We start from the raw sequence: 22,011 nt of genomic DNA, 5'->3' as shown, positions 1-22,011 counted from the left end.
GCTCATTCCTTTCTGGTTTTTACGTCTCTATGTGTAACGATAACTTTATTGTTTTTTGCGAGGAGTTTACCATAATACTCTGCCAACGTAACTGAACGGTGTTGACCTCCCGTACAACCAAATGCAATGACCAGTTGTGCTTTTCCTTCGCGTTTGTATTGTGGAATCATGAATTGCAGAAGATCTGTCAACTTCTGAATAAGCGTTTGCGTTTCTTGCCATTTTAATACATAATTCGATACGCCCTTATCAAGTCCTGATAATGGCTTTAACTCTTCTATATAATATGGATTTGGCAAAAAGCGAACGTCGAACACTAAATCAGCATCTATTGGCATGCCGTGTTTAAAGCCAAAAGACATGACGTTTACTGTAAAAACATTGCTTGTTTTTGACGAAAAATCAGAAGTAATTCGTTCTTTTAACTGCCGAGGGGTCATATTAGATGTATTGTATATGTGTTGGGCGCGACCTTGGAGATCGCTTAACATGTCGCGTTCTTTTTTTATGCCTCCCAAAACCAATCCACCCGGTGATAAAGGATGAGATCTTCTTGACTCTTTATACCGACTAACTAATGCTTCGTTTTCCGCATCTAAAAATAAGATGGTAATTGAAACGTTTGGTTCTTTCGACAAATCGTCAATTGCATCGACAAGGCTATCAAAAAAGTCGCCTCCGCGTAGATCCATAACTGCTGCTACGCGCTTCATCGATTTCCCAGAATCTCTCATCAACTTAAGAAAAGTAGGTAATAATGTTGGGGGTAAGTTGTCAATTGTAAAGAACCCTAAATCTTCGAAACTTTGGATCGCTACTGTTTTTCCGGCACCCGACATTCCTGTAATAATGATTAACTCGGTTTCTTCTACATGATTATTCATTCGGATGATTCACCTCTTCAATTGATGATTGGATGCTTTCTTTAATCAGCTGGAACTCAGGGGTGTAATAAAATGTTCCATATTGAACCCCCTGCTGGTTTGCGGCAAATTGCAAATTGGTTCGGTCGCCTTCCGCCATTGGCAAAGTTGCTAATGCTCCTACCGGATGCCACTCTAATATGCCTTCAGTTGTTTCTTTAAATAGTTCACCTGTTAAATGATTTGCTGCAAACGTAAACAACATCCACTCATCCACTGTTTGTTCCTGTTCTTGAATCATCATGGTATAAACGCCTTTTAAATGCGTACCTATAGGCGTGGCATTTGTTTCTTCTGTAAACTCACGGACGGCTGCCTCAAAAATCGACTCGCCAGACTCCATTTTTCCACCGGGTGCTACATACCAATCACGCCGTGGTTTCTTCAATAATAATACTTGTCCATCTTTAATAATTAGTAAATTCGCGATTCGCTGCACATTCGACACTCCGCCTCTATTGTAAACTCTCTTCATTATACATCTATCCTGGCGTGTCGTGCAAAGGAATGAAAAAAAAGGCCATCTTTCGAATTGCTCGAAAGACGGCCTGTCAAAAACTCTTTTAAAAAAGGGGGTCATTTTACTCTTCTTATTATATAGCTCCACTATGACAAGCGCGTTACAAAATGATTAAGAAACAATTAAGCCTCTGTTTTCATGCTCATTTTTTCAACTAACTCTTCAATATAATGTTGAGCGGCTTGTGCAGCAATACTGCCATCGCCTGTTGCAGTAACTACTTGGCGTAGTGTTTTTTCACGAACATCGCCCGCTGCGTAAATCCCTGGAACTGAAGTTTCCATTTTTTCATTGGTTACAACATATCCTTCGGCATTTAAAATGCCCAATTCAGCAAATGGTTTTGTTAATGGAAGCATACCGATATAGATGAAGACACCATCTGTTTTAAATTCTTGTTCAGTACCATCTTCAGTAGATACTAATGTTACAGCTCCTACTTTACCATTTCCTTCATCGTGAATTTCTTTCACGGTATGGCTCCAGATAAAGTCAATTTTATCGTTTGCAAAAGCACGATCTTGAAGAATTTTTTGTGCACGTAGTTCATCACGTCTGTGAACAATTGTTACTTTGCTCGCAAAGCGAGTCAAGTAAACCCCTTCTTCTACAGCTGAATCTCCACCACCGACAACAACCAATTCTTTCTCTTTAAAGAATGCTCCGTCGCATACTGCACAATAGCTGACACCACGGCCACCTAATTCAGATTCACCTGGAATGCCCATTTTTTTGTACTCTGCACCTGTTGTGACAATAATAGCACGAGCTTTGTATTCTTTAGATCCTGCTTTGATGGTTTTGAACTCTTCCCCATCAATAATTTCTGTTACATCTCCGTATGCATATTCAGCACCGAATTTTTTGGCGTGTTCAAACATTTTCGTTGAAATATCTGGTCCTAAGATGTGTTCAAATCCTGGATAGTTTTCAATTTCTTCCGTATTGGCCATTTGACCTCCTGGAATACCGCGTTCAAGCATTAACGTTGTCAAGTTTGCGCGAGAAGTGTAAACAGCGGCAGTCATGCCTGCTGGTCCTGCTCCGATAATGATTACATCATAAATTGTAGTTGCTTCAGTCATATTAATAGGCCTCCTATTTCTTCAGTAGCTAAATCGTATAAGATTCTAGCTAAAGCTTCAACTTTTATGCCTATAGCTCTGTTTCAGGCAAGTAAGCAGTCATGTCTTTTATATACTTGGTTACTGTAGCAACAGAAATACTAAAGCGATCTGCCATTTGTTTTTTTGTTACTTTTTCACTGTTAGCTGATTTTACTATGTATTCGACAGCTGCAGCTAGGGCAGGTGGGTTTTTAAACCCATAATTCTCACTAAACGCTTTTTCCGCTAGTAAGAACCATAATTTAAATACTTCGACTCGCTGCTGAGTTACCATTTTGTCTACTGCATATAACAGTTCTGCAACTTCCATAGCACGCATAAACGCTTGCTCCTCCGGTATTTCCTTTTTAAAAGGATGCCCAAGCGCATAACCCAACACAAAAGTTTCTATAACAGATGGTTGGTCAGAAGCTAGCCAGTTCGGATGAGAAATAATTTCTTGTTTATGAGCTGACTTTCCTAATAAAAACAAACCAAATAGTCGCTCACTTTTTTTCGCATGATCCAACTTTTCCACTAAATAATCGCGATCATGTTCTAATGCATCTGCATGTGGCATCGCCGAATGTTCGTTCCACGGTGCATAACCATCTTTATCGGGATCCATTTTTTTCAACTGGTCCCAAGCTTGTCTTGAGGCTTCTTCATGTCCTGAATGATAAGCTGCGTGCGATAACCAAAAATAAAATGCCGCATCTCCTTCAAAGCCACGTTTTTGCAAGCTCTTTAACCATCGATAAGCTTCTTTGTATTTCCCAACTAGAGCAAATGTTGCGCCTAATTTGTAGCGTTGTTCAAATACATATGGCTGAATTTTCTTCAACAATTCAAGAATATCCTCTAACTCATCATTTTTTTCATAATAATGAAAAACAGCTAAATTACATAAAGCATGCAAATTGCCGGTATTTCTACGCAAGACATCATAAAGTAAAGCTTTCGCCATTTCGGCTTCTCCAATATAAAAATAGGCTAGCGCTAAATTGTTATAAGCACCCCAAAATTCAGGTTTTTCAGCGATTACCTTTTCAAGTAGTTCGATAGCGTTTTTAAAATCGCCATTTTCCATCATACGCCGTGCTTTTTCCTGCTGATAATGGAATTCACTTTCTTGATTTTCACCATCTTCATCAAAAATTTGCCACTCTTCTTGTTCTGCAAAATCAATAATACTCATCGCTTCAGCCGCATATTTTCCTTGCGTTTCAAAAACTAAATATTGTTTCGCATAGTTTCGCGCATCCCAAAATAAGCCCATATGTGCATGGACTTCAGCAAGGAAAAACAAAACATCAGGGTCTTTCGCATCCAATTCATGTGCAGCATGCAACGCATCCATCGACTGTTCGAATTCTTGCATTTCCATCAACACAATGCCATATTGTGTTAAAAAAAGCGCGTCTTTTGGGCTAAGCTCTGTAGCACGACGCAAATACTTGTGTGCTTTTGGGTAATTTTCACGCTGAAGCTCTTTCATCGCTTTTCTATAGTAAAATTCCCCTGTCGGTATAAAAGACAGTATGTTCTTATCGTTTCTTTTTTTATTCTCCAAAATATGCCTCCGAAAAAGTAAAAGAGACGATTAAAATCGTCTCCAAACTCAAATGTGCTGTAATTATAGCATATTTCCCTATTATTTACTTGCCCGTTTTTGGTGTATGTCGCTCTTTTAATACATCTACCACTTGGCTGAAATCTACTTTTTGTTCTTGTAACAAAACTAATACATGATACAGCAAGTCGGCCGCTTCCATTGATAATTCTTCAGCATCCCGATTTTTTGCAGCAATAATAACTTCTGCTGCTTCTTCGCCAACTTTTTTGCAAATTTTATCGACGCCTTCATTAAACAAATACGTTGTATATGCGCCTTCTGGCATTTCCTTTTCGCGTGTTTTGATCAATGCCGCTAATTGCGCAATCATATCTCCTGGCGACTCGTTCGATTCACCGTGAATCGTTTCATAAAAGCAGCTGTTCTGTCCGGTGTGACAAGCTGGACCATTTGGAATTACCTCATAAATGAGTGAATCGCCGTCACAATCTAATCGAACCGCCGTTACTTGCTGCGTATTGCCGCTCGTTGCGCCTTTGTTCCATAATTCGTTGCGGCTTCTTGAATATAGCCAAGTTTCATTTGTATCCATTGTTTTTTGCACAGCTTCTTTATTCGCATAAGCAAGCGTTAAGATTTCTTTTGTTTCAGTATGTTGGATAATGACGGGAATTAGCCCGTTTTGGTCATATTGAATCGTAGTCATCGGACATTCACTCCCTCTTTGCGTAAATAATCTTTTATTTCTGCAACACTGGTTTCTTTATAATGAAAAATCGATGCTGCCAATGCTGCGTCAGCGTCTACACTTTTAAATACTTCATCAAAATGTTCTCTGTTACCAGCACCACCACTAGCAATTACTGGAACTTCCACTGCTTCACGTACAGCGCGAGTCAATTCCAAATCAAAGCCGTCTTTTGAGCCGTCTTTGTCCATGCTCGTTAATAGCAATTCACCTGCGCCAAGCTTGACGCATTTTTTTGCCCATTCTACAGCTGACCATTCGGTTTTGTTGCGTCCACCGTGTGTGTATACGTCCCAGCTGTCGCCATTTTTCTTAGCATCAATCGCGACCACAATACATTGTGAACCAAAAAAATCTGCACCTTCTTTGATTAACTCCGGGCGATCTAGTGCTGCCGTATTTAACGATACTTTATCAGCACCAGCGCGCAACATTCTCTTCATATCATCTAAGCTGCGAATCCCGCCACCCACTGTGAAGGGAATTGATAATTCCGTTGCAACGATTTTAACCACTTCGACCATAGTTTCTTTGCCCTCATGAGACGCTGAAATGTCTAAAAAGACCAACTCATCTGCACCTTGTTTGTCGTAAAAACGAGCCAGTTCTACAGGGTCTCCTGCATCACGTAGCGATACAAAGCTTACACCTTTCACAACGCGTCCTTCTTTAACATCGAGACATGGAATAATGCGTTTTGTCAGCATGACAATGCCTCCTCTAGTGTAAAGCGGTTTTCATATAGTGCTTTGCCGATAATGACACCTGCAATATTGCTTTGTTCCGCTGCTTTTTTTACATTTTTCACATCTTCCAGTGAACCAATGCCACCAGAGACAATAATTTGGGCTTTTTCAGACTTTGCTAAAGCTTTATTGGCTCCGATATTAGGTCCTGCTAACGTCCCGTCTGTTGCGATATCGGTATAGATAAAATGTTTAGCACCTTTTGAAGCAAAGTAATCAGCAACTTCAGTCGCGGCTTGTCCTGATGTTTCAATCCAACCTTCAGTTGCCGCCATGCCATTTTTCGCATCAATGCCAATGACAATCTGCTCAGCTCCAAATTCCTCAATAAATGATACAGCAAGTTCTGGGTTACGAATTGCTAAACTGCCAATGATGACACGTTTCACACCATTTGATAAATAATGTTCGATATCTTCACGCGTCCGAATGCCGCCACCGATTTGTACATTAGCACCTAATTTTGCAGCTTCAATTACCACTTGATCATTAACGCGGACGCCATCTTTGGCACCGTCCAAATCAACCATATGTATCCACTCTGCACCAGCATCTACAAATTTTTTCGCCATGTCAACGGGCGAATCTCCATAGATGGTTTCCTGTGCATAGTCACCTTGAAACAAACGCACACATTTACCATCCCGCAAATCAATCGCAGGATAAATTTGAAAGTTAGTCATTGAGGTTCCTCCTAACATTTGCAATCCACTGTTCTAATAAATAATGACCGAAATCTCCAGACTTTTCCGGATGGAATTGCATGCCTGTTATTAGCCCTTTTCCTACGACACCCGGAACAGATGAATTCCCATAACTTGCAGTCGCTAACACTTCTTGTTCTTTTGTATTAACCGCTAAAAACGAGTGAACAAAATAAACATGCGTGTCACTTAACAAATCATCCAACCAATACGGCATATGGGAAAACTCCAAACGATTCCATCCCATATGTGGAATTCGATATGTTCCTTTTTCAAAACGACGAATTTGTCCTGTTAATAAACCTAAGCCTTTTGTTGGTTTAACTTCTGAACTATCTTCATACAATAACTGCATACCAAGACATATTCCAAGAAGTGGAATGTTTTTTTCTGGCAAGGATTGAATAAATTCAGACAACCCTTTTTGATTTAATAACTCCATAGCGTCAGGAAATGCCCCTACACCTGGAAGTATAATGCCTTCTGCTTCCTCTAACACAGCCGGATCATCTGAGATAATCACTGTGCATTCTAGTTTTTTCAATGCTTGTTCAACACTGAATAAATTGCCCATGCCATAATCGATGATCCCAATAATCATGTTAACAGCCCCTTTGTTGATGGTACACCTTTAACTCGTGGATCAATCATTGTTGCTTCATCAAGTGCACGTGCTAATGCTTTAAAGATTGCTTCAATAATGTGGTGTGTATTTTTGCCATAATGAACAATAACGTGAACGTTCATACGTGACTCAAGTGCAAATTTCCACAAAAACTCTTCTACTAGCTCTGTATCAAATGTTCCCACTTTTTCTTTCAGCGAATCGCAACGCAATTCTAAGTGAGGACGATTAGAGCAGTCGATCACCACTTGCGCTAAGGCGTCGTCCATTGGGACAAATGCATTGCCATAACGACGTATGCCCTTTTTATCGCCAAGCGCTTCTTTCACAGCTTGTCCTAAAACAATGCCAATGTCTTCGGTCGTGTGGTGATCATCAATATGCGTATCACCATCTGCCTTAATTTCTCCATCAAACAATCCGTGCTTAATAAACAAATCCAACATATGGTCCATAAATGGAACACCTGTATCAATAACTGACTTTCCTTCGCCGTCTAATGAAAAGTTGATGGCTACTTTCGTTTCATTGGTATTGCGTTTGATTTCAGCTTGTCTCATTTAGTTGTCCCCTTTTCCCACGACCGTGATTCGACTGCACGTGCATGTCCTTCTAAGCCTTCAAGACGTGCTAGACGAGCGATTTTTTCTTTATTGTTTTGCCACGCTTTTTCACTATAGCGAATAATGCTCGTTCGTTTTATAAAGTCATATACCGATAATGCACTTGAAAAACGGGCCGTGCTATTTGTCGGCAAAACGTGATTCGTTCCCGCGAAATAATCACCAATTGGTTCAGAAGAGTAACGGCCGATAAAAATAGCGCCGGCATGGCGAATTTTATCAGCGACTGCTTCGGCATCTGCTGTCATAATTTCCAAATGTTCGGGTGCTAGTTGATCTGCAGCTTCAATGAGCTCATTTATTGAGTCTCCAATATAAATCATGCTGTGGTTTGCAATTGCTGGGCTGGCAATAGCTTCACGCGGCAAACTTGCCAGCTGTTTCTCCACTTGTTCGGAAACCGCATCTGCTAGTTTTTCGCTTGTTGTAAGTAATACAGCGCTAGCAAGTGGATCATGTTCCGCTTGAGACAACAAATCTGCAGCTACTTCATCTGCATAAGCTGTATCATCCGCAATAATCGCAATTTCACTTGGTCCAGCAATCATGTCAATGGCCACGTCCCCATTTACTTCTCGTTTAGCAAGGGCGACAAAAATATTGCCAGGTCCTGTAATTTTATCAACGGGTACAATCGATTCTGTGCCGTAAGCTAATGCAGCAACCGCTTGTGCACCACCCGATTTATACACTTCCGAAATGCCGAGAATATGAGCGGATGCGAGTACGCCATCCGACAAAGTACCGTCTTTACTTGGTGGGGATATAAGCACAATGCGTGAAACTCCCGCTACTTGTGCTGGTATGACATTCATCAATACCGATGATGGATATGCAGCGGTACCGCCCGGCACATAAAGCCCAGCTGATTCGATGGCTGTTACACGTTGTGCGACATATGAGCCATCTTCATTATCTAAACGATAACCTTGTTGCTGTTGACTTTCGTGGTACTTCCGAATATTCGCCGCTGCTTCAGTTAAGTCCGCTAACAATTGAGGATCAAAGCGCTCCACCGCCTGCGCAATTTCTTCTTCTGTCACACGTAAAGAAGTTAATTTTGCCCCATCCCATTTTTCAGTAAAGCGAAACATTGCTTTGTCTCCGTGATCTTTCACTTCCTGAATAATCGCTTTTACTGCTGTGACTTGCTGTTCAGTGCCTTCTGCAATCGTTCTTCTAATGGATATTCCTGAAGAAAGACGAGTCACTTTCATAAAACTGCCTGCTTTCTTAGTCTTTCCACAAGATCGCTAATACGCTTTTGCTTCAAGCGATAACTTACAGGATTCGCTATTAAACGTGACGTAATGTCGACGATTTTTTCGTATTCAACTAATCCATTTTCTTTTAACGTTTTACCAGTCGAAACAATATCTACGATACGGTCAGCCAAGCCAATCATTGGGGCCAATTCAATCGAACCGTTCAATTCAATGATTTCAACTTGTTCGCCTTTGCCACGGTAATATTGTGAAGCTACTTTCGGGTATTTAGTTGCGACACGTGGTGAAACTTTATTCATTGGGGAATCTGGCATACCTGCAGTCGCGATATAGCAACGGCTAATGCCAAGATCTAGTAATTCATAAACATCACGGTCATGTTCCAGCATAACGTCTTTTCCTGCAATGCCGATATCTGCTACCCCGTGTTCAACATAGGCTGGAACATCCATTGGTTTTGAAAGAATAAAACGGATATTCTCATTAGGTGCTTCGACGATTAACTTTCTTGAATCGTCAAGTTCTTTCGGTAAATCATAGCCAGCTTTCACCAGCAATTCATAAGCTTCTTCAAATATTCTGCCTTTTGGCATTGCTATAGTTAATGCATCCATTAGTTAGCACCTTCCAATCGTAGAACCTTGCTGAAATGGTTGCTAAATTCATCAGTGGCTTTGACCGCTGGTGCAAATTGCAACGTCACGCGCGTCCCATTTGTGCGAAGTTTTTGTGCTTCGTCAAATGCTTGATCCTCATTATCTGCATCGAACAAAATTAATATATGTTCTTGTTGTTCAGAGACAGCTGACATGATTTCTAATAGTCTGTCGACACGCAAACCAAAACCAGTCGCACCGACTTCTAGCCCAAATTGCTTCATCAAACCGTCGTATCTTCCACCATTGCCAAGTGAAAAACCACTACCTGCAGCGTATACTTCAAACACTACTCCGGTGTAATAAGTCATGTGGCTATTAAATGATAAGTCATAAGTAACAGCTTCAGATAATCCATTGCGGTCTAATATTTTCTTTAATTTTTTCATCTCTTCAAATAATGAGCTTTGTTTCGAATTATGAGGGTTGACCCATTGTTGCCATTCTTCGACAGTAGTCGTGGAAATCAAACCAATAAACGACTCCATTCTTGACTCTTCGATAGGTAATTGTTTTGCTAAGGTTTCAAACCCAACACTATTTTTAGAAACAAATGCGCTACGTACTTGTTCTATTTGCTCTTGGTTTAACCCGAAATCTTCAAGAATCAATTGAAGCAATTGCGTGTGACCAATTACGAAACGACTAGATTCGATGTTTAAGTTTTTTAAGATAGTGCCTGCAAGAATGATCACTTCTGCATCGGCATACAAGGAATCATCGCCTATCAGTTCTACGCCCATTTGTTCAAATTCAGCCGGGCGGCCACCTTCTCGTTTTTGAGCACGAAAGACATTTGAATAATAGCCAAGTCTAACTGGCATTTTCTCTTTTAATAGTTTAGATGCTGCAACTCGTGCGATTGGTGATGTCATATCTGGTCGCAACACCAATGTTTCTCCTTGACTGTCTAATAGTTTAAACAAGGCGTTATCAGCGATAGCCGATATTTTACCAATGGTTTCGTAATATTCTAACGTTGGTGTCTGCAACAATTCATAACCCGCTTGTTGAATGATATTCGTACCGCTTGCGCGGAGCTCTGCTTTCTTTTTTGCGATAAATGGAAAATCATCTCTCATGCCTAATGGTTTCTCAAACATTTGTATAGTCATCATAAAACTCCCTAATATTGGTTATTTTACTTTATCTCGCTAATGTGGTGAAGTAAACACATTTTATCTTATTTTTCCGTCTATCGTCAAGGGATATACTCGAAAAAAATCCTGAAAGCACTGAGTGCTTTCAGGATTTTGCTTGTCGCTCTGCCATTTGTTCAGCTGTAAAGATGATGTTCATCGGATTTCCACCGACAAAAGATCCAGCTGGCACATCTTTATGGACGAGCGTGGCAGCGGAAACAATGGCACCGTTTCCAATCGTAATGCCGGGCAAAATCGTAGTGTTTGCTCCGATCATGACGCGGTCTCCGATGACCACGTCGCCGAGCCGGTATTCATCTATTAAATATTCGTGTGCAAGAATCGTTGTATTGTAGCCAATTACAGAGTTTTCTCCAACTGTAATTTTCTCGGGAAACATAACATCCGGCATCACCATTAACGCAAAAGAAGAATGTTTTCCGATTTTCATTTTCAAAAAAGTTTTATACAACCAATTTTTCATTGGCAAAAACGGTGTATATCTCGCTGTTTGAATTACTAAAAAATTTTTGGCAACTTTCCAAAATGGCACCGTTTTGTAAATATGCCAAAGTGAATTCGGTCCTTCTACAAAATGGCGTTGGGTGTTTCTCATTTTACAGCCTCTTTTGTTAATTCCAGTAAATCGCTAATGTGCTGAAGCATAAAATCTGGTTTGAATTTAGCCAAGTAGTCCTCGCCTTTTGCAGCCCAAGCTACCCCTGCCGTTCGCACTCCTGCATTTTTACCACCGTCGATATCATGCGAGTTATCTCCAATCATTAGCGCTTCATCAGGAGATGCCCCTAATCGTGTTAAAGCCAGTTGTACCGGTTCTGGATGTGGTTTTGGGTTGGTTACATGGTCTAAACCAACTATCACATCAAACACATCCTTAACCCCCATTAAAGATAACCCGTGACGAATCGTTTCACTCCGTTTTGTTGAGACAATTGCCATTTTCAACCCTTGCGCTTTCAAATGATGCAACGTCTCAGTTACTCCATCGTATTCTTCAACTAAATCATCGTGCATGATTCGGTTCAACTGCCGATACTCAGTTATCAGTTCTTCTACACGGTTTGGGTCAATAGCGGTAAAAGTTTGTTCTAATGACGGGCCAATAAAGTGCAACGCATCTTCTCGATTAAAACGGCCCGGATAATGTTGATCAAGCACAGCTAAGAAAGTTTGAATGATTAGTTCGTTTGTATCTAATAACGTACCATCAAAATCGAATAAAAGTGTATTGATTTTTTTCTCTGTCATGTAGAAACCACTTCCTTCTGCTTTTCTTCTCCTTTACGCCACATATAAGCGATGAATATAGTTAACCCAAGCGCTGTAACTATACGAATTGCGAGTAGCGGCCATATCGGAATTCCTAATGGGATAAAGATTAGCGTATCTTCGACGATGGCGTGACAAGCCACTAAGAATATAAACACTAAAGTCGCGTCTTTTTTACTAACACCATCTTCTTGCACAGCTTGAATCATCACACCTGCTCCCATAGCCAATCCAAAAACAAGTCCAGAAGCTAATGTTAATGAAGCATTTTTTTGAACACCCAATAATCGAGTTAAAGGGCCTAGTGTGTCAGATATTTTTTGGAGGTAGTGTTTATCTTTTAAAATCTGGATCATAACCATTAACGGAATCACAATCATTGCCAATTGCAAAACACCAAATGAAGCTTTCTCTAGCCCAATGAACAAAATCCCTACCCAACTCTCAGGCGTCGCAGAAACTTCAGGTGCAAAGCCGTATTGAGCTAGTTCTCCTCCACCTTGCCAAAACAAGTTGATGATGACACCAGAAAGTGCAGCCAATCCGAAACGGACAACTAACACGACCCATAGCTTAACGCCAACCTTTAATGCCACCCCAGTCTCGATAAAAATATTATGTGAAAATGATAGCATAACTGCCAAGATAAACACTTCTTTGACTGTTAATTCCAAAGACAAGATGCCGGCGATACCCGCATATAAATTAAGCGCGTTCCCCAGAACTAATGGAATTGCCGCATCTCCACTTAAGCCAAACAAGCCCATAACTGGCGCAATTAAATTAATAACAAAAGGCAAGACCGGTGTATATTGAAGCATAGTAATGAGCAAGGTAATCGGAAAAATAATTTTCCCTAACGACCAAGTCGTTTTTAACCCTGCCTTCAATCCATTTTTCAATGTCGTCATTTAATCGCTCTTTTCTTTATTAGTTATCTTTGTAATGGGGTGGATTTTTAATTGCTACACGACGGTATACAATTAATACCACGGCAATGACGATGGCAATTACAGATACAAGTTGTGCTGCCCGAAGTTCCCCAACTACATACAAGCTATCTGTCCGCATTGCTTCGATAAAAAAGCGACCAACAGAATACCATATCATATAGAAGAAAAACATTTCCCCTCGCACTAAGTTAACGTTACGAAGCAACAGTAAAATGATAATACCTACTAGGCTCCACATAGATTCATACAAGAAGGTTGGGTGGTAATAAGCTCCATCTATGTACATATGATTAATAATCCAATCAGGAATAAATAAATTTTCTAAGAACGTGCGTGACACTTCTCCACCATGTGCTTCTTGGTTAATGAAATTTCCCCAACGGCCTATCGCTTGCCCAATTAAAATACTTGGCGCTAAAATATCCGCTACTCTTAAAAATGAAGTATTGCGCTTTTTCGTAAACAGATAAGCGACAATCACTGATGCAATCAAAGCACCATGAATCGCGATTCCACCATTCCATATGGCAATAATTTCTCCGGGGTTACCTTTATAATGTTCCCACTCAAAAGCCACATAATAAATACGTGCACCCACAATCGCGAGCGGAACCGCCCATATCAATAAATCTGTTAAAAATTCGTTATGCAATCCCCGTTTAACCATCTCACGCTGTCCTACTAAAAAAGCGATGACAATCCCTGCTGCGATGATTACGCCATACCAACGAACTGAAATCGGTCCGAGTGAAAAAGCGACGGGGTCGATTGTAGCTAATAATGAAAACATTTTGTGCACCTTCCCATTCGCTTAATTTGTGTCTTGAGCAATAACGTCATTAAGACGATTCGAAAATTCTTCAGCTGCATTAACGCCCATTCGTTTTAAACGATAGTTCATCGCTGCTACTTCGATAATAACGGATAAATTTCGTCCAGGGCGAACTGGAATTGTCAGTTTTGTTACTTGTGTATCTATAATTTTCATCTTTTCTTCTTCTAATCCTAGCCGATCGTATGTTTTATCTTGATCCCATATTTCCAAATCAATCACTAGTGAAATTCGTTTAAATGTACGAACTGCACTCGCACCAAATAACGTCATAATGTCAATGATGCCAACTCCACGAATTTCAAGCAGATGCTCGATTAATTTCGGTGCCGATCCAACTAGGGTATTTTCACCTTCCTGGTGAATTTCTACACAGTCATCAGCAACTAAACGATGTCCTTTTTTGACAAGTTCAAGCGCAGTTTCACTTTTACCAACACCACTTTTTCCTGTTAGTAAAACCCCTACACCATATATATCAACAAGCACACCATGAACCGCTGTGGTAGGAGCTAATTTACTTTCTAAAAAGTTTGTCAGTAAACTTGAAAAACGAGTGGTCGACATTGGAGTCGTCAAAACCGGAACATGCCGGTTGCTTGAAGCCGCAATCAATTCATTTGGAACTGAAACGCCATGCGAAACAATGATTGCTGGTGTGTCGTCAGTACAAAGTTTCATCATTCGTTCGGTACGCTCTTTTGGTGTTAACATCGCAAAAAAAGAAAGCTCCGTTTTCCCGAGCAATTGCACACGGTTTGCTGGATAATGCGTAAAATATCCCGCCATTTCCAAACCCGGTCTCGAAATATCACTAATGGGAATATGACGACCAATGCCTTCTTCTCCGCTGATTAAATCTAGGTCAAACATTTTCATGACTTGTTTTGTCGTTACTTGCCCCATTCTTTGCTCCTCACTTCCTATCCACACATTATTTCGAATTTTGTCGAAATAGCTAGTTTTGCATGCGGTTTGCTTTTATTTTACCATGGATAAACTATATTTGAAGATTTTTGTCCCTTCCCTCACTTCCTTTAGCTATATAACTAGAAAAAGGAGGAGATTCAACATGAAAATAATGATCGATGCCGGGCATGGGCCAAATACACCTGGAAAGCGCTCACCCGATGGGAAGTTGCGAGAGTTTTATTTTAATACTGCTGTGGCAGAAGAGGTAAAAAAACAATTACTACTAGATGGCCATAGTGTGTTTTTTAGTCACCAACCTGATTTAGACGTGCCCCTTCACGAACGAACACGGCTTGCAAATCAATTGCGTGTGGATTTATTCATTTCAATTCATGCGAATGCAGCGGGTCATACGTTTAGTTCTGCAAATGGAATAGAGACGTTTATATACCATAAACCTCAAGAAGCTACACAAAAATTAGCAGCCATGGTTCAACAATCGTTAGTGTTGATTACAGGGAGAAAAAATCGGGGTGTTAAACAAGCTGATTTTGCCGTACTGCGCGATACCCATATGCCAGCTATACTCGTGGAATGTGGTTTCATGACACATAAACAGGAAGTTGATTTGCTCAAGTCTCTACTTTACCGAAAGCGTTGTGCACAAGGCATTTGCTTTGGTATTGCTTGTTTTGAAAACAGTATTTAAAGTTTCAACGCGAAAGCCTATTCGGTTTTCGCGTTTTTCTTATGGATAAATATAAATTCTGCTACACTAAAACCAAGAGGTGACAATATGAACAAAACGATTGGTATCCTGGCACATGTTGATGCCGGTAAAACTACATTTTCAGAGCAATTGCTTTATCATACAAAAAGTATTCGTGAGCGTGGTCGAGTGGATCACCAAAGTGCTTTTCTAGATAGTCACAGTATTGAAAAAAGTAGAGGCATTACTATTTTTGCAGATCAAGCGACTTTTTCTTATAAAGATTCAACTTACTTTCTCATCGATACACCTGGACATGTCGATTTTTCACCAGAAATGGAACGTTCAATTCAAGTAATGGATTACGCCATTATTATCATCAGTGCGGTTGATGGGATTGAAGGACATACGGAAACTGTTTGGGAGCTTCTACAAAAGCACCAAGTTCCCGTTTTTTTCTTCATCAATAAAACCGATCGCGAAGGTGCAAACCCTAAGCAAGTGTTAAATGAAATTCAAACGAATTTCTCAAAAAATGCTTGTGATATCACATTCGATTTCCAAAATGGACAGATGAGTGAATCTTTAATCGAATTTATCGCAGAACGAGATGAAGAGCTATTATCTCGATATGTAGAAACTGGCTACGAAGAAGCGCTTTGGCTTGAACACTTTCAATACCTGATTGCTTCAAATCTCATTTTCCCGTGCGCCAGCGGTTCTGCCTTACAAGATACCGGCATTTCTGAGTTTTTGCATCAACTTGACCAATTAACCGTCAGTGCTTATCAACAAGCTGAACCATTTGGAGCCCGGATTTATAAAATTAGACATGATGAGAATGGAAACCGAATATGCTTTTTGAAAGCTGTAAGTGGCACACTCAATGTTCGTGATAAACTTTCCTATGGACCAAAACATGTAGAAGAAAAAGTATCACAAATCCGAATTTACAATGGCATGAAATTTCAAACAGTGGAACAAGCTGTTGCAGGAGAACTGTTTGCGATTGCTGGATTATCCGAAGCATCAATTGGGGAGGTGATTGGCAATTGTTCAAACAACACCCAATCAGAAGTATTCCCTACTTTAAAATCAACCGTGTTATTTAATTCAACTGTGCATGTAAAAGAAGTGTTAAGGAGCTTTCAACTACTCGGTGCAGAAGACCCTTCCCTATCGGTTTACTGGGATGAACATTTTCAAAAGATCCAAATTCAAGTAATGGGCATTATTCAGCTTGAAGTATTAGAACAAGTCATCCTCGAGCGCTTTGGTTATTCTATCCAGTTTGGAATACCAGAAATTCTTTACAAAGAAACAATTGATGCGCTTGTTATGGGCTACGGCCATTTTGAACCACTCCGCCACTATGCAGAAGTTCATTTGAAATTAGAACCTGGCGAACGAGGCAGTGGTTTTCAAATCGGGAATTCGTGTCACGCTGATGCGTTATCTACGGGCAATCAAAACTTGATTCTTCATCATTTAACTGAGCGACATCATCATGGATTATTAACGGGTTCTCCTTTGACGGATGTTAAAGCAACCTTAGTGACCGGGCGTGGACACAACCAACATACTTCAGGTGGAGATTTTCGAGAAGCTACTTTTCGTGCTCTTCGTCAAGGATTGGAACAAGCTCAAAATCGATTGCTTGAACCCATGTATCGATTCAAAATAAAAGTTAACTTTGAACAAATTGGGAAAGTACTATCTGATATACAACAAGCTTATGGCAGTTTTGAAACACCAGAAACAATTGACGGCAAAACAACGATTGAAGGTCGTGTACCTGTTGCAACATTTATGAATTACAGCACGGAGTTTGCTGCATGGACTCATGGCAAAGGATCGCTCCGTTTACTATTTGATGGGTACGATGTATGCCACAATGAAGCTCATGTGATTTCCAAGATGGGCTACGACAAAAATGCCGATCCGCTCTATACTTCGACTTCTATATTTTGTGCTAAAGGTCAAGGTTATAAAGTTCCGTGGGCCGAAGCTAAAAAAGCAATGCATTGTTTGTAAAATCACATCTGGATGAAAAGAGGGATTGATTATGTACGAACCGAAAACAAAAGAAAACGATAGAGATGTTATTGAATTTATTGAATCGGTTGAACACCCTAAAAAACGGCATGATGCTTATCAACTCGTAGAATTATTTGAACAAACCAGTGGTTATCCCCCTAAAATGTGGGGGCCAAGCATCATCGGCTTTGGTTCTTACCATTATGTCTACAAAACTGGTCATGAAGGCGATGCGCCACTTGTCGGTTTTTCTCCCCGTAAAGCAAAAATTAGTTTGTATTTTGCGACCGGTGACGAGAACCGTGGCCCTTTGTTAGAGAAATTCGGCAAGCACACCACCGGAAAATCTTGTGTTTATATTAATAAAATCGAAGACATCGATCTGGATATACTTCAACAATTGATCAAACAATCCATTGAGTTTTTGCAAGATTTATATCCAGAACAAAAATAATACTTTTACTAATTGCCGTAAAAAAAAGCCGACACGATTGATTGGTGTCGGCTTTTTACTATTTATTCGATTGTTAAATAACGAAGTAAAACGGATCCTGTTTTAGTCTCCCCATAAACAAGTAATGGAGCCGCTGCTGGCTCAGTTCCTTGTTTCGAGAAACGAATCGACTTTTGCATAAATTGTCCTTGCTCATGTGTAGCATCGATATCCGAAAGCAACACATCCATTTTGCCAAGGTTAGATGATACTTCACCTTTTAGTGGCAAATGAGCTGGAATATAGATTTCTACATTTCCTGCTAAGGTTTTTGTTTCCAGTTTTCGTGCTTCTTTACATCTTGTTGTAGCAACAATATTGCCATTCAACGACTTGGCAACAATCGTTTGTATATCGCCATCAACATAAATACGACCATTTAAAGTTTCAGCTTCTAACACTTTTCCTTTTGTTTCATTCACGTGAATCGCACCATTAGCCGTTTCTAACTCAGCATCAGCAAATTCTACATTTTTCAAATCAATTTTACCATTTGCTGTTTTAACTTTTATCAACTCAGCATTTAATCGCTTCATCGTAAATCCACCATTAAACAAGCGAGCTGTTATGTGCTCATATGCAGCGTCGGGTACATAAAGAACAACATTTACTTGAGTTGTTTTTAAATCACTAATGATCCGTAATTTACGGTCATCCGCGATAAAAACAAATTTATCAAGGAAATCTTCTTTTGCATGTGCTGCAGATTCTGCACGATAAGCTTTCACGCTACACTCTGCACGTAACAATCCATCTTGTGCTGGGAAAATCTCTAATTGTCCATTCGCAATATCTGCTATGATCGTATCCAAATCTGTCATTTCATCTGTAAAGGTATGGTGAAACTGAACGGCTTCGCCAAATGGCGAATCAAATTCCATTGTTTTTAACTTGCCGACAGAAGTTTGCATAAATTCCATCATGCGATTGCCGAAATCGTTGATGTCGCGTGAGACATTTTTGGAAACGTTTTTCGATACGTTTTTCGAAAAATCCTGTGACACTTTTTTCACAATGTCTTCAGGTCTGAAAAACCCACGCTTGCTTTGTTTATCTCGCTGACTGTTTCGGCCGTAGTTTGGCTCATTTGAAGAAGACGAAGAACTGTTACCATCTATTGCTCGCAACAATTCAACTGCTTCCCGCGCTGAAATCGTACCGTTCTCAACCATGTCTAAAATGCGTTCTTTTTCGCTTTGCATGTATTGCGGCCTCCTCTTTTTTCTAAATATCAATAAGCAAGAGCTTACCTCATTAACAAATAGGTTCTTATACTTCTTACGTTTATTAGCAAGAAAAGTTTCATTTAACTGCTTTTTTCTTACGACTTGCTCCTTTAACTAAAGACTCCATACGGGCACGGTCCCGTTCAAGAATCGGTTTTAAATACTTTCCAGTATAGGAATCATCAACCGCAGCAATTTCTTCAGGAGTACCTGTAGCCAAAATAGTTCCGCCTTTGTCTCCACCTTCAGGACCTAGGTCGATGATATAGTCTGCTGTTTTAATCACATCAAGATTGTGTTCAATGGTTAATACCGTATCGCCATTTTCAACAAGACGTTGCAACACAAGCAGTAGACGTGAAATATCATCGGCATGAAGACCCGTTGTGGGCTCATCTAAAATATAGAATGATTTACCGTTTGAGCGTTTATGGAGCTCAGAAGCCAACTTAACCCGTTGCGCCTCTCCACCTGATAATGTGGTCGCAGGTTGTCCCATTGTAATATAGCCTAATCCGACATCCACAATGGTTTGCAGTTTCCGATTAATTTTTGGAATGTTTTCAAAAAATGATAAAGCGTCTTCTACTGTCATAGCCAGGACATCGGCAATGCTTTTGTTTTTGTATTTCACTTCCAAGGTTTCTCGATTATATCGTTTGCCATGACAAATTTCACAAGGGACATAAACATCTGGAAGGAAATGCATTTCTATTTTTATAATACCATCCCCACGGCAAGCTTCACAGCGACCACCCTTGACATTGAAACTGAAACGTCCTTTTTTATACCCACGAACTTTTGCTTCGTTTGTTGTGGCATAGACATCTCGTACATCATCAAACACGCCAGTATAAGTTGCTGGATTTGAACGAGGTGTTCGACCAATTGGCGACTGATCGATTTCAATGACTTTTTCGAGTTCTTGTGTGCCTTCGATTGAATCAAATTGACCTGGTTTTGCTTTTGCTCGGTTTAATCGGTGTGCCAATGTTTTATAAAGAATTTCATTGATCAACGTACTTTTCCCTGAGCCTGACACACCTGTTACGGCTGTGAATAAACCAAGTGGAATATCAACATCAACTTTTTTCAAGTTGTTTTGGTTAGCTCCGCGAATTAATATTTTACGATCACTTGGCATTCTTCGCTCTGCCGGCAACGGAATAAACTTTTTACCGCTTAAATATTGTCCCGTTAATGATTTTTTATTTTTCATCACTTTGTCGGGTGTCCCTGCAGCAATAATTTCACCCCCATGGACCCCCGCTCCCGGTCCAACGTCGATTAAATAATCTGCTGCCAGCATCGTATCTTCATCGTGTTCAACGACAATTAAGGTGTTGCCGATGTCTCGCATACTTTTAAGCGTCTCAATCAAACGGTCATTATCACGTTGATGCAGACCAATTGAAGGTTCATCCAAAATATACAATACGCCGGTCAACCTTGAGCCAATTTGAGTGGCTAAACGAATTCGTTGCGCTTCTCCCCCTGATAAAGTTCCAGAAGCACGGTTCAATGTTAAGTAGTCTAACCCAACATTAATCAAAAAACCGATACGTTCTTGAATTTCCCGCAAAATCAATTTCGCAATTTGCATATCTTTTTCTGATAATTTCAGGTGATCAAAAAATTCGTACGCTTCGACAATTGAAAACTCTGCTACTGTACCGATGTGTAAGTTATTTACTTTGACTGATAGAGATTCTGGTTTTAAGCGATATCCTTCACACGTAGGACATGCTTGCTGTCCCATGTATTTTTCCATTTGCTCACGAATATAATCAGATGATGTTTCACGGTAGCGCCGATCAACATTCGACAAAACTCCTTCAAAATGAATGTGATTGTCTCGAATTTGACCGTAGTCATTTTCATAGCGGAAACGGATTTTATCTTTTCCAGATCCACGCATAATGACATTAATATGTTCTTCCGGTAAATCACTGACCGGTACGTCCATATCAATTTTGTAATGATGACAAATTGCTTTTAGTAATTGCGGATAATATTGCGAACTTGTCGGCTGCCATGGCACAATTGCGCCTTTATTTAATGACACACTCCAATCCGGAATAACGAGTTCAGGATCAACTTCAAGTTTCATCCCTAAACCGTCACAATCAGGACAAGCACCAAAGGGAGAGTTAAACGAAAACATTCTCGGTTCTAATTCGCCAATGGAAAATCCACAAATCGGGCAAGCATGATGTTCACTAAATAATAATTCTTCTTGTTCCATGACATCGACTAAAACCCGTCCTTCTGCTAAACGAAGAGCCGATTCTAAAGAATCACTTAAACGTGGAGCAATTCCTTCTTTAATAATAATTCGGTCAATCACCACTTCGATGTTGTGTTTTTTGTTTTTATCCAATGTAATATCGTCATCTAAGTCGATTAACTCGCCATTTACACGAACACGGACATAGCCTTGCTTTTTAATGTCTTCAAGTAATTTAACGTGCGTTCCTTTTCGACCAGAGACAATTGGGGCCAAAATTTGCATTTTGGTGCGTTCTGGATATTCCACAATACGATCGACCATCTGCTCGATGGTTTGAGAGGAAATCTCAATGCCATGATTGGGACAAATCGGCTTGCCAATTCGAGCAAACATTAAACGCATATAATCATAAATTTCTGTTACAGTTGCCACGGTCGATCGTGGGTTTTTACTCGTAGTTTTTTGATCTATTGAAATGGCTGGTGATAAACCTTCAATCAAATCTACATCCGGCTTATCCATTTGTCCTAAAAATTGTCTAGCATAAGCAGATAAAGACTCGACGTATCGCCGTTGACCTTCTGCATAAATTGTATCAAATGCTAATGATGATTTACCTGACCCCGACAAACCAGTCATAACAACCAGTTTGTCTCGTGGAATGACGACATCTATATTTTTTAAATTATGCGCGCGTGCGCCTTGTATGCGTATTTCTTGTTTCTTCACGTTGC

At 40.1% G+C, this 22,011-nt stretch carries 22 protein-coding genes; 3 read left to right on the top strand and 19 right to left on the bottom strand.

Annotation, left to right across the window (positions count from 1 at the left end; all coding sequences use genetic code 11):
• Positions 1 to 2: 2 nt before the first annotated feature.
• From rapZ to hprK, 17 genes are all read right to left on the bottom strand, one after another.
• Entirely contained in the window at positions 3 to 884 is an 882-nt protein-coding gene (gene rapZ, locus BCM40_RS05210) for an RNase adapter RapZ (RefSeq protein WP_065526843.1), read from the bottom strand.
• The gene (locus BCM40_RS05205; RefSeq protein WP_065526844.1) at positions 877 to 1,362 is read right to left on the bottom strand and encodes an NUDIX domain-containing protein; all 486 of its coding nucleotides are present in this window, start codon (positions 1,360 to 1,362) and stop codon (positions 877 to 879) included. The genes rapZ and BCM40_RS05205 overlap by 8 nt, the downstream gene beginning before the upstream one ends.
• Before the next feature lie 203 nt (positions 1,363 to 1,565).
• Positions 1,566 to 2,528, bottom strand: coding sequence for a thioredoxin-disulfide reductase (gene trxB / locus BCM40_RS05200; RefSeq protein WP_065526845.1), 963 nt, complete (start codon positions 2,526 to 2,528; stop codon positions 1,566 to 1,568).
• 70 nt (positions 2,529 to 2,598) lie between these two features.
• Entirely contained in the window at positions 2,599 to 4,122 is a 1,524-nt protein-coding gene (locus tag BCM40_RS05195; protein WP_065526846.1) for a tetratricopeptide repeat protein, read from the bottom strand.
• 85 nt (positions 4,123 to 4,207) lie between these two features.
• Positions 4,208 to 4,831 carry a bifunctional phosphoribosyl-AMP cyclohydrolase/phosphoribosyl-ATP diphosphatase HisIE gene (hisIE, locus tag BCM40_RS05190; RefSeq protein ID WP_065526847.1) on the bottom strand — a complete coding sequence of 208 codons (624 nt, stop codon included), beginning with the start codon at positions 4,829 to 4,831 and terminating at the stop codon, positions 4,208 to 4,210.
• Positions 4,828 to 5,580: an imidazole glycerol phosphate synthase subunit HisF gene (gene hisF, locus BCM40_RS05185; protein WP_065526848.1), complete on the bottom strand. Its 753-nt coding sequence runs from the start codon at positions 5,578 to 5,580 to the stop codon at positions 4,828 to 4,830. The genes hisIE and hisF overlap by 4 nt, the downstream gene beginning before the upstream one ends.
• Positions 5,574 to 6,302, bottom strand: a complete 729-nt coding sequence (hisA, locus tag BCM40_RS05180; RefSeq protein ID WP_065526849.1) for a 1-(5-phosphoribosyl)-5-[(5-phosphoribosylamino)methylideneamino]imidazole-4-carboxamide isomerase — start codon at positions 6,300 to 6,302, stop codon at positions 5,574 to 5,576. Before hisA ends, hisF begins: the two co-directional genes overlap by 7 nt.
• Complete coding sequence (gene hisH / locus BCM40_RS05175) at positions 6,295 to 6,924, bottom strand: imidazole glycerol phosphate synthase subunit HisH (RefSeq protein ID WP_065526850.1); 630 nt, start codon at positions 6,922 to 6,924, stop codon at positions 6,295 to 6,297. Before hisH ends, hisA begins: the two co-directional genes overlap by 8 nt.
• Positions 6,921 to 7,508 (bottom strand): imidazoleglycerol-phosphate dehydratase HisB, encoded by a 588-nt coding sequence (gene hisB / locus BCM40_RS05170; RefSeq protein WP_065526851.1) that lies wholly within the window; start codon positions 7,506 to 7,508, stop codon positions 6,921 to 6,923. The genes hisH and hisB overlap by 4 nt, the downstream gene beginning before the upstream one ends.
• Positions 7,505 to 8,788 (bottom strand): histidinol dehydrogenase, encoded by a 1,284-nt coding sequence (gene hisD / locus BCM40_RS05165; protein ID WP_065526852.1) that lies wholly within the window; start codon positions 8,786 to 8,788, stop codon positions 7,505 to 7,507. Before hisD ends, hisB begins: the two co-directional genes overlap by 4 nt.
• Entirely contained in the window at positions 8,785 to 9,411 is a 627-nt protein-coding gene (gene hisG, locus BCM40_RS05160) for an ATP phosphoribosyltransferase (protein ID WP_065526853.1), read from the bottom strand. The genes hisD and hisG overlap by 4 nt, the downstream gene beginning before the upstream one ends.
• On the bottom strand, positions 9,411 to 10,568 hold the full coding sequence (hisZ, locus tag BCM40_RS05155) for an ATP phosphoribosyltransferase regulatory subunit (protein ID WP_065526854.1): 1,158 nt from the start codon (positions 10,566 to 10,568) through the stop codon (positions 9,411 to 9,413). Before hisZ ends, hisG begins: the two co-directional genes overlap by 1 nt.
• A gap of 130 nt (positions 10,569 to 10,698) precedes the next feature.
• Entirely contained in the window at positions 10,699 to 11,211 is a 513-nt protein-coding gene (locus tag BCM40_RS05150; protein ID WP_065526855.1) for an acyltransferase, read from the bottom strand.
• Entirely contained in the window at positions 11,208 to 11,864 is a 657-nt protein-coding gene (gene ppaX / locus BCM40_RS05145) for a pyrophosphatase PpaX (RefSeq protein WP_065526856.1), read from the bottom strand. The genes BCM40_RS05150 and ppaX overlap by 4 nt, the downstream gene beginning before the upstream one ends.
• On the bottom strand, positions 11,861 to 12,796 hold the full coding sequence (locus tag BCM40_RS05140; protein WP_065526857.1) for a nucleoside recognition domain-containing protein: 936 nt from the start codon (positions 12,794 to 12,796) through the stop codon (positions 11,861 to 11,863). Before BCM40_RS05140 ends, ppaX begins: the two co-directional genes overlap by 4 nt.
• 19 nt (positions 12,797 to 12,815) lie before the next feature.
• On the bottom strand, positions 12,816 to 13,628 hold the full coding sequence (lgt, locus tag BCM40_RS05135; RefSeq protein ID WP_065526858.1) for a prolipoprotein diacylglyceryl transferase: 813 nt from the start codon (positions 13,626 to 13,628) through the stop codon (positions 12,816 to 12,818).
• A gap of 21 nt (positions 13,629 to 13,649) precedes the next feature.
• A complete protein-coding gene (gene hprK / locus BCM40_RS05130; RefSeq protein WP_065526859.1) occupies positions 13,650 to 14,576 on the bottom strand; it encodes an HPr(Ser) kinase/phosphatase in 927 nt (308 codons plus the stop codon).
• A 166-nt stretch (positions 14,577 to 14,742) separates the two neighbouring features.
• Here hprK and BCM40_RS05125 point away from each other — a divergent pair, with 166 nt between their 5' ends.
• From BCM40_RS05125 to BCM40_RS05115, 3 genes are all read left to right on the top strand, one after another.
• Positions 14,743 to 15,291 (top strand): N-acetylmuramoyl-L-alanine amidase, encoded by a 549-nt coding sequence (locus tag BCM40_RS05125; protein WP_065526860.1) that lies wholly within the window; start codon positions 14,743 to 14,745, stop codon positions 15,289 to 15,291.
• Between the two features lie 87 nt (positions 15,292 to 15,378).
• Entirely contained in the window at positions 15,379 to 17,325 is a 1,947-nt protein-coding gene (locus BCM40_RS05120) for an elongation factor G (protein WP_065526861.1), read from the top strand.
• 31 nt (positions 17,326 to 17,356) lie between these two features.
• Entirely contained in the window at positions 17,357 to 17,782 is a 426-nt protein-coding gene (locus BCM40_RS05115) for a DUF1801 domain-containing protein (RefSeq protein WP_065526862.1), read from the top strand.
• 62 nt (positions 17,783 to 17,844) lie between these two features.
• Here BCM40_RS05115 and BCM40_RS05110 read toward each other — a convergent pair whose 3' ends face one another.
• Together BCM40_RS05110 and uvrA are read right to left on the bottom strand one after the other, a co-directional pair.
• Positions 17,845 to 19,023, bottom strand: coding sequence for a DUF4097 family beta strand repeat-containing protein (locus BCM40_RS05110; protein ID WP_065526863.1), 1,179 nt, complete (start codon positions 19,021 to 19,023; stop codon positions 17,845 to 17,847).
• 100 nt (positions 19,024 to 19,123) lie between these two features.
• Positions 19,124 to 22,006 carry an excinuclease ABC subunit UvrA gene (uvrA, locus tag BCM40_RS05105; protein ID WP_065526864.1) on the bottom strand — a complete coding sequence of 961 codons (2,883 nt, stop codon included), beginning with the start codon at positions 22,004 to 22,006 and terminating at the stop codon, positions 19,124 to 19,126.
• Positions 22,007 to 22,011 lie beyond the last annotated feature (5 nt).

The sequence above is a fragment of the Planococcus donghaensis genome (assembly GCF_001687665.2).
In the GTDB taxonomy this organism is placed as follows: domain Bacteria; phylum Bacillota; class Bacilli; order Bacillales_A; family Planococcaceae; genus Planococcus; species Planococcus donghaensis.
Note: the sequence above shows the minus strand (reverse complement) of the source record. Positions and strands in the feature narration are given on the sequence as shown.

Bases quoted from the DNA above. Each gene is read 5' to 3' on its own strand.
- rapZ (WP_065526843.1), bottom strand. From the start codon at position 884: ATGAATAATCATGTAGAAGAAACCGAGTTAATCATTATTACAGGAATG.
- trxB (WP_065526845.1), bottom strand. From the start codon at position 2,528: ATGACTGAAGCAACTACAATTTATGATGTAATCATTATCGGAGCAGGA.
- hisIE (WP_065526847.1), bottom strand. From the start codon at position 4,831: ATGACTACGATTCAATATGACCAAAACGGGCTAATTCCCGTCATTATC.
- hisF (WP_065526848.1), bottom strand. From the start codon at position 5,580: ATGCTGACAAAACGCATTATTCCATGTCTCGATGTTAAAGAAGGACGC.
- hisA (WP_065526849.1), bottom strand. From the start codon at position 6,302: ATGACTAACTTTCAAATTTATCCTGCGATTGATTTGCGGGATGGTAAA.
- hisH (WP_065526850.1), bottom strand. From the start codon at position 6,924: ATGATTATTGGGATCATCGATTATGGCATGGGCAATTTATTCAGTGTT.
- hisB (WP_065526851.1), bottom strand. From the start codon at position 7,508: ATGAGACAAGCTGAAATCAAACGCAATACCAATGAAACGAAAGTAGCC.
- hisD (WP_065526852.1), bottom strand. From the start codon at position 8,788: ATGAAAGTGACTCGTCTTTCTTCAGGAATATCCATTAGAAGAACGATT.
- hisG (WP_065526853.1), bottom strand. From the start codon at position 9,411: ATGGATGCATTAACTATAGCAATGCCAAAAGGCAGAATATTTGAAGAA.
- hisZ (WP_065526854.1), bottom strand. From the start codon at position 10,568: ATGACTATACAAATGTTTGAGAAACCATTAGGCATGAGAGATGATTTT.
- BCM40_RS05150 (WP_065526855.1), bottom strand. From the start codon at position 11,211: ATGAGAAACACCCAACGCCATTTTGTAGAAGGACCGAATTCACTTTGG.
- ppaX (WP_065526856.1), bottom strand. From the start codon at position 11,864: ATGACAGAGAAAAAAATCAATACACTTTTATTCGATTTTGATGGTACG.
- BCM40_RS05140 (WP_065526857.1), bottom strand. From the start codon at position 12,796: ATGACGACATTGAAAAATGGATTGAAGGCAGGGTTAAAAACGACTTGG.
- lgt (WP_065526858.1), bottom strand. From the start codon at position 13,628: ATGTTTTCATTATTAGCTACAATCGACCCCGTCGCTTTTTCACTCGGA.
- hprK (WP_065526859.1), bottom strand. From the start codon at position 14,576: ATGGGGCAAGTAACGACAAAACAAGTCATGAAAATGTTTGACCTAGAT.
- BCM40_RS05125 (WP_065526860.1), top strand. From the start codon at position 14,743: ATGAAAATAATGATCGATGCCGGGCATGGGCCAAATACACCTGGAAAG.
- BCM40_RS05120 (WP_065526861.1), top strand. From the start codon at position 15,379: ATGAACAAAACGATTGGTATCCTGGCACATGTTGATGCCGGTAAAACT.
- BCM40_RS05115 (WP_065526862.1), top strand. From the start codon at position 17,357: ATGTACGAACCGAAAACAAAAGAAAACGATAGAGATGTTATTGAATTT.
- BCM40_RS05110 (WP_065526863.1), bottom strand. From the start codon at position 19,023: ATGCAAAGCGAAAAAGAACGCATTTTAGACATGGTTGAGAACGGTACG.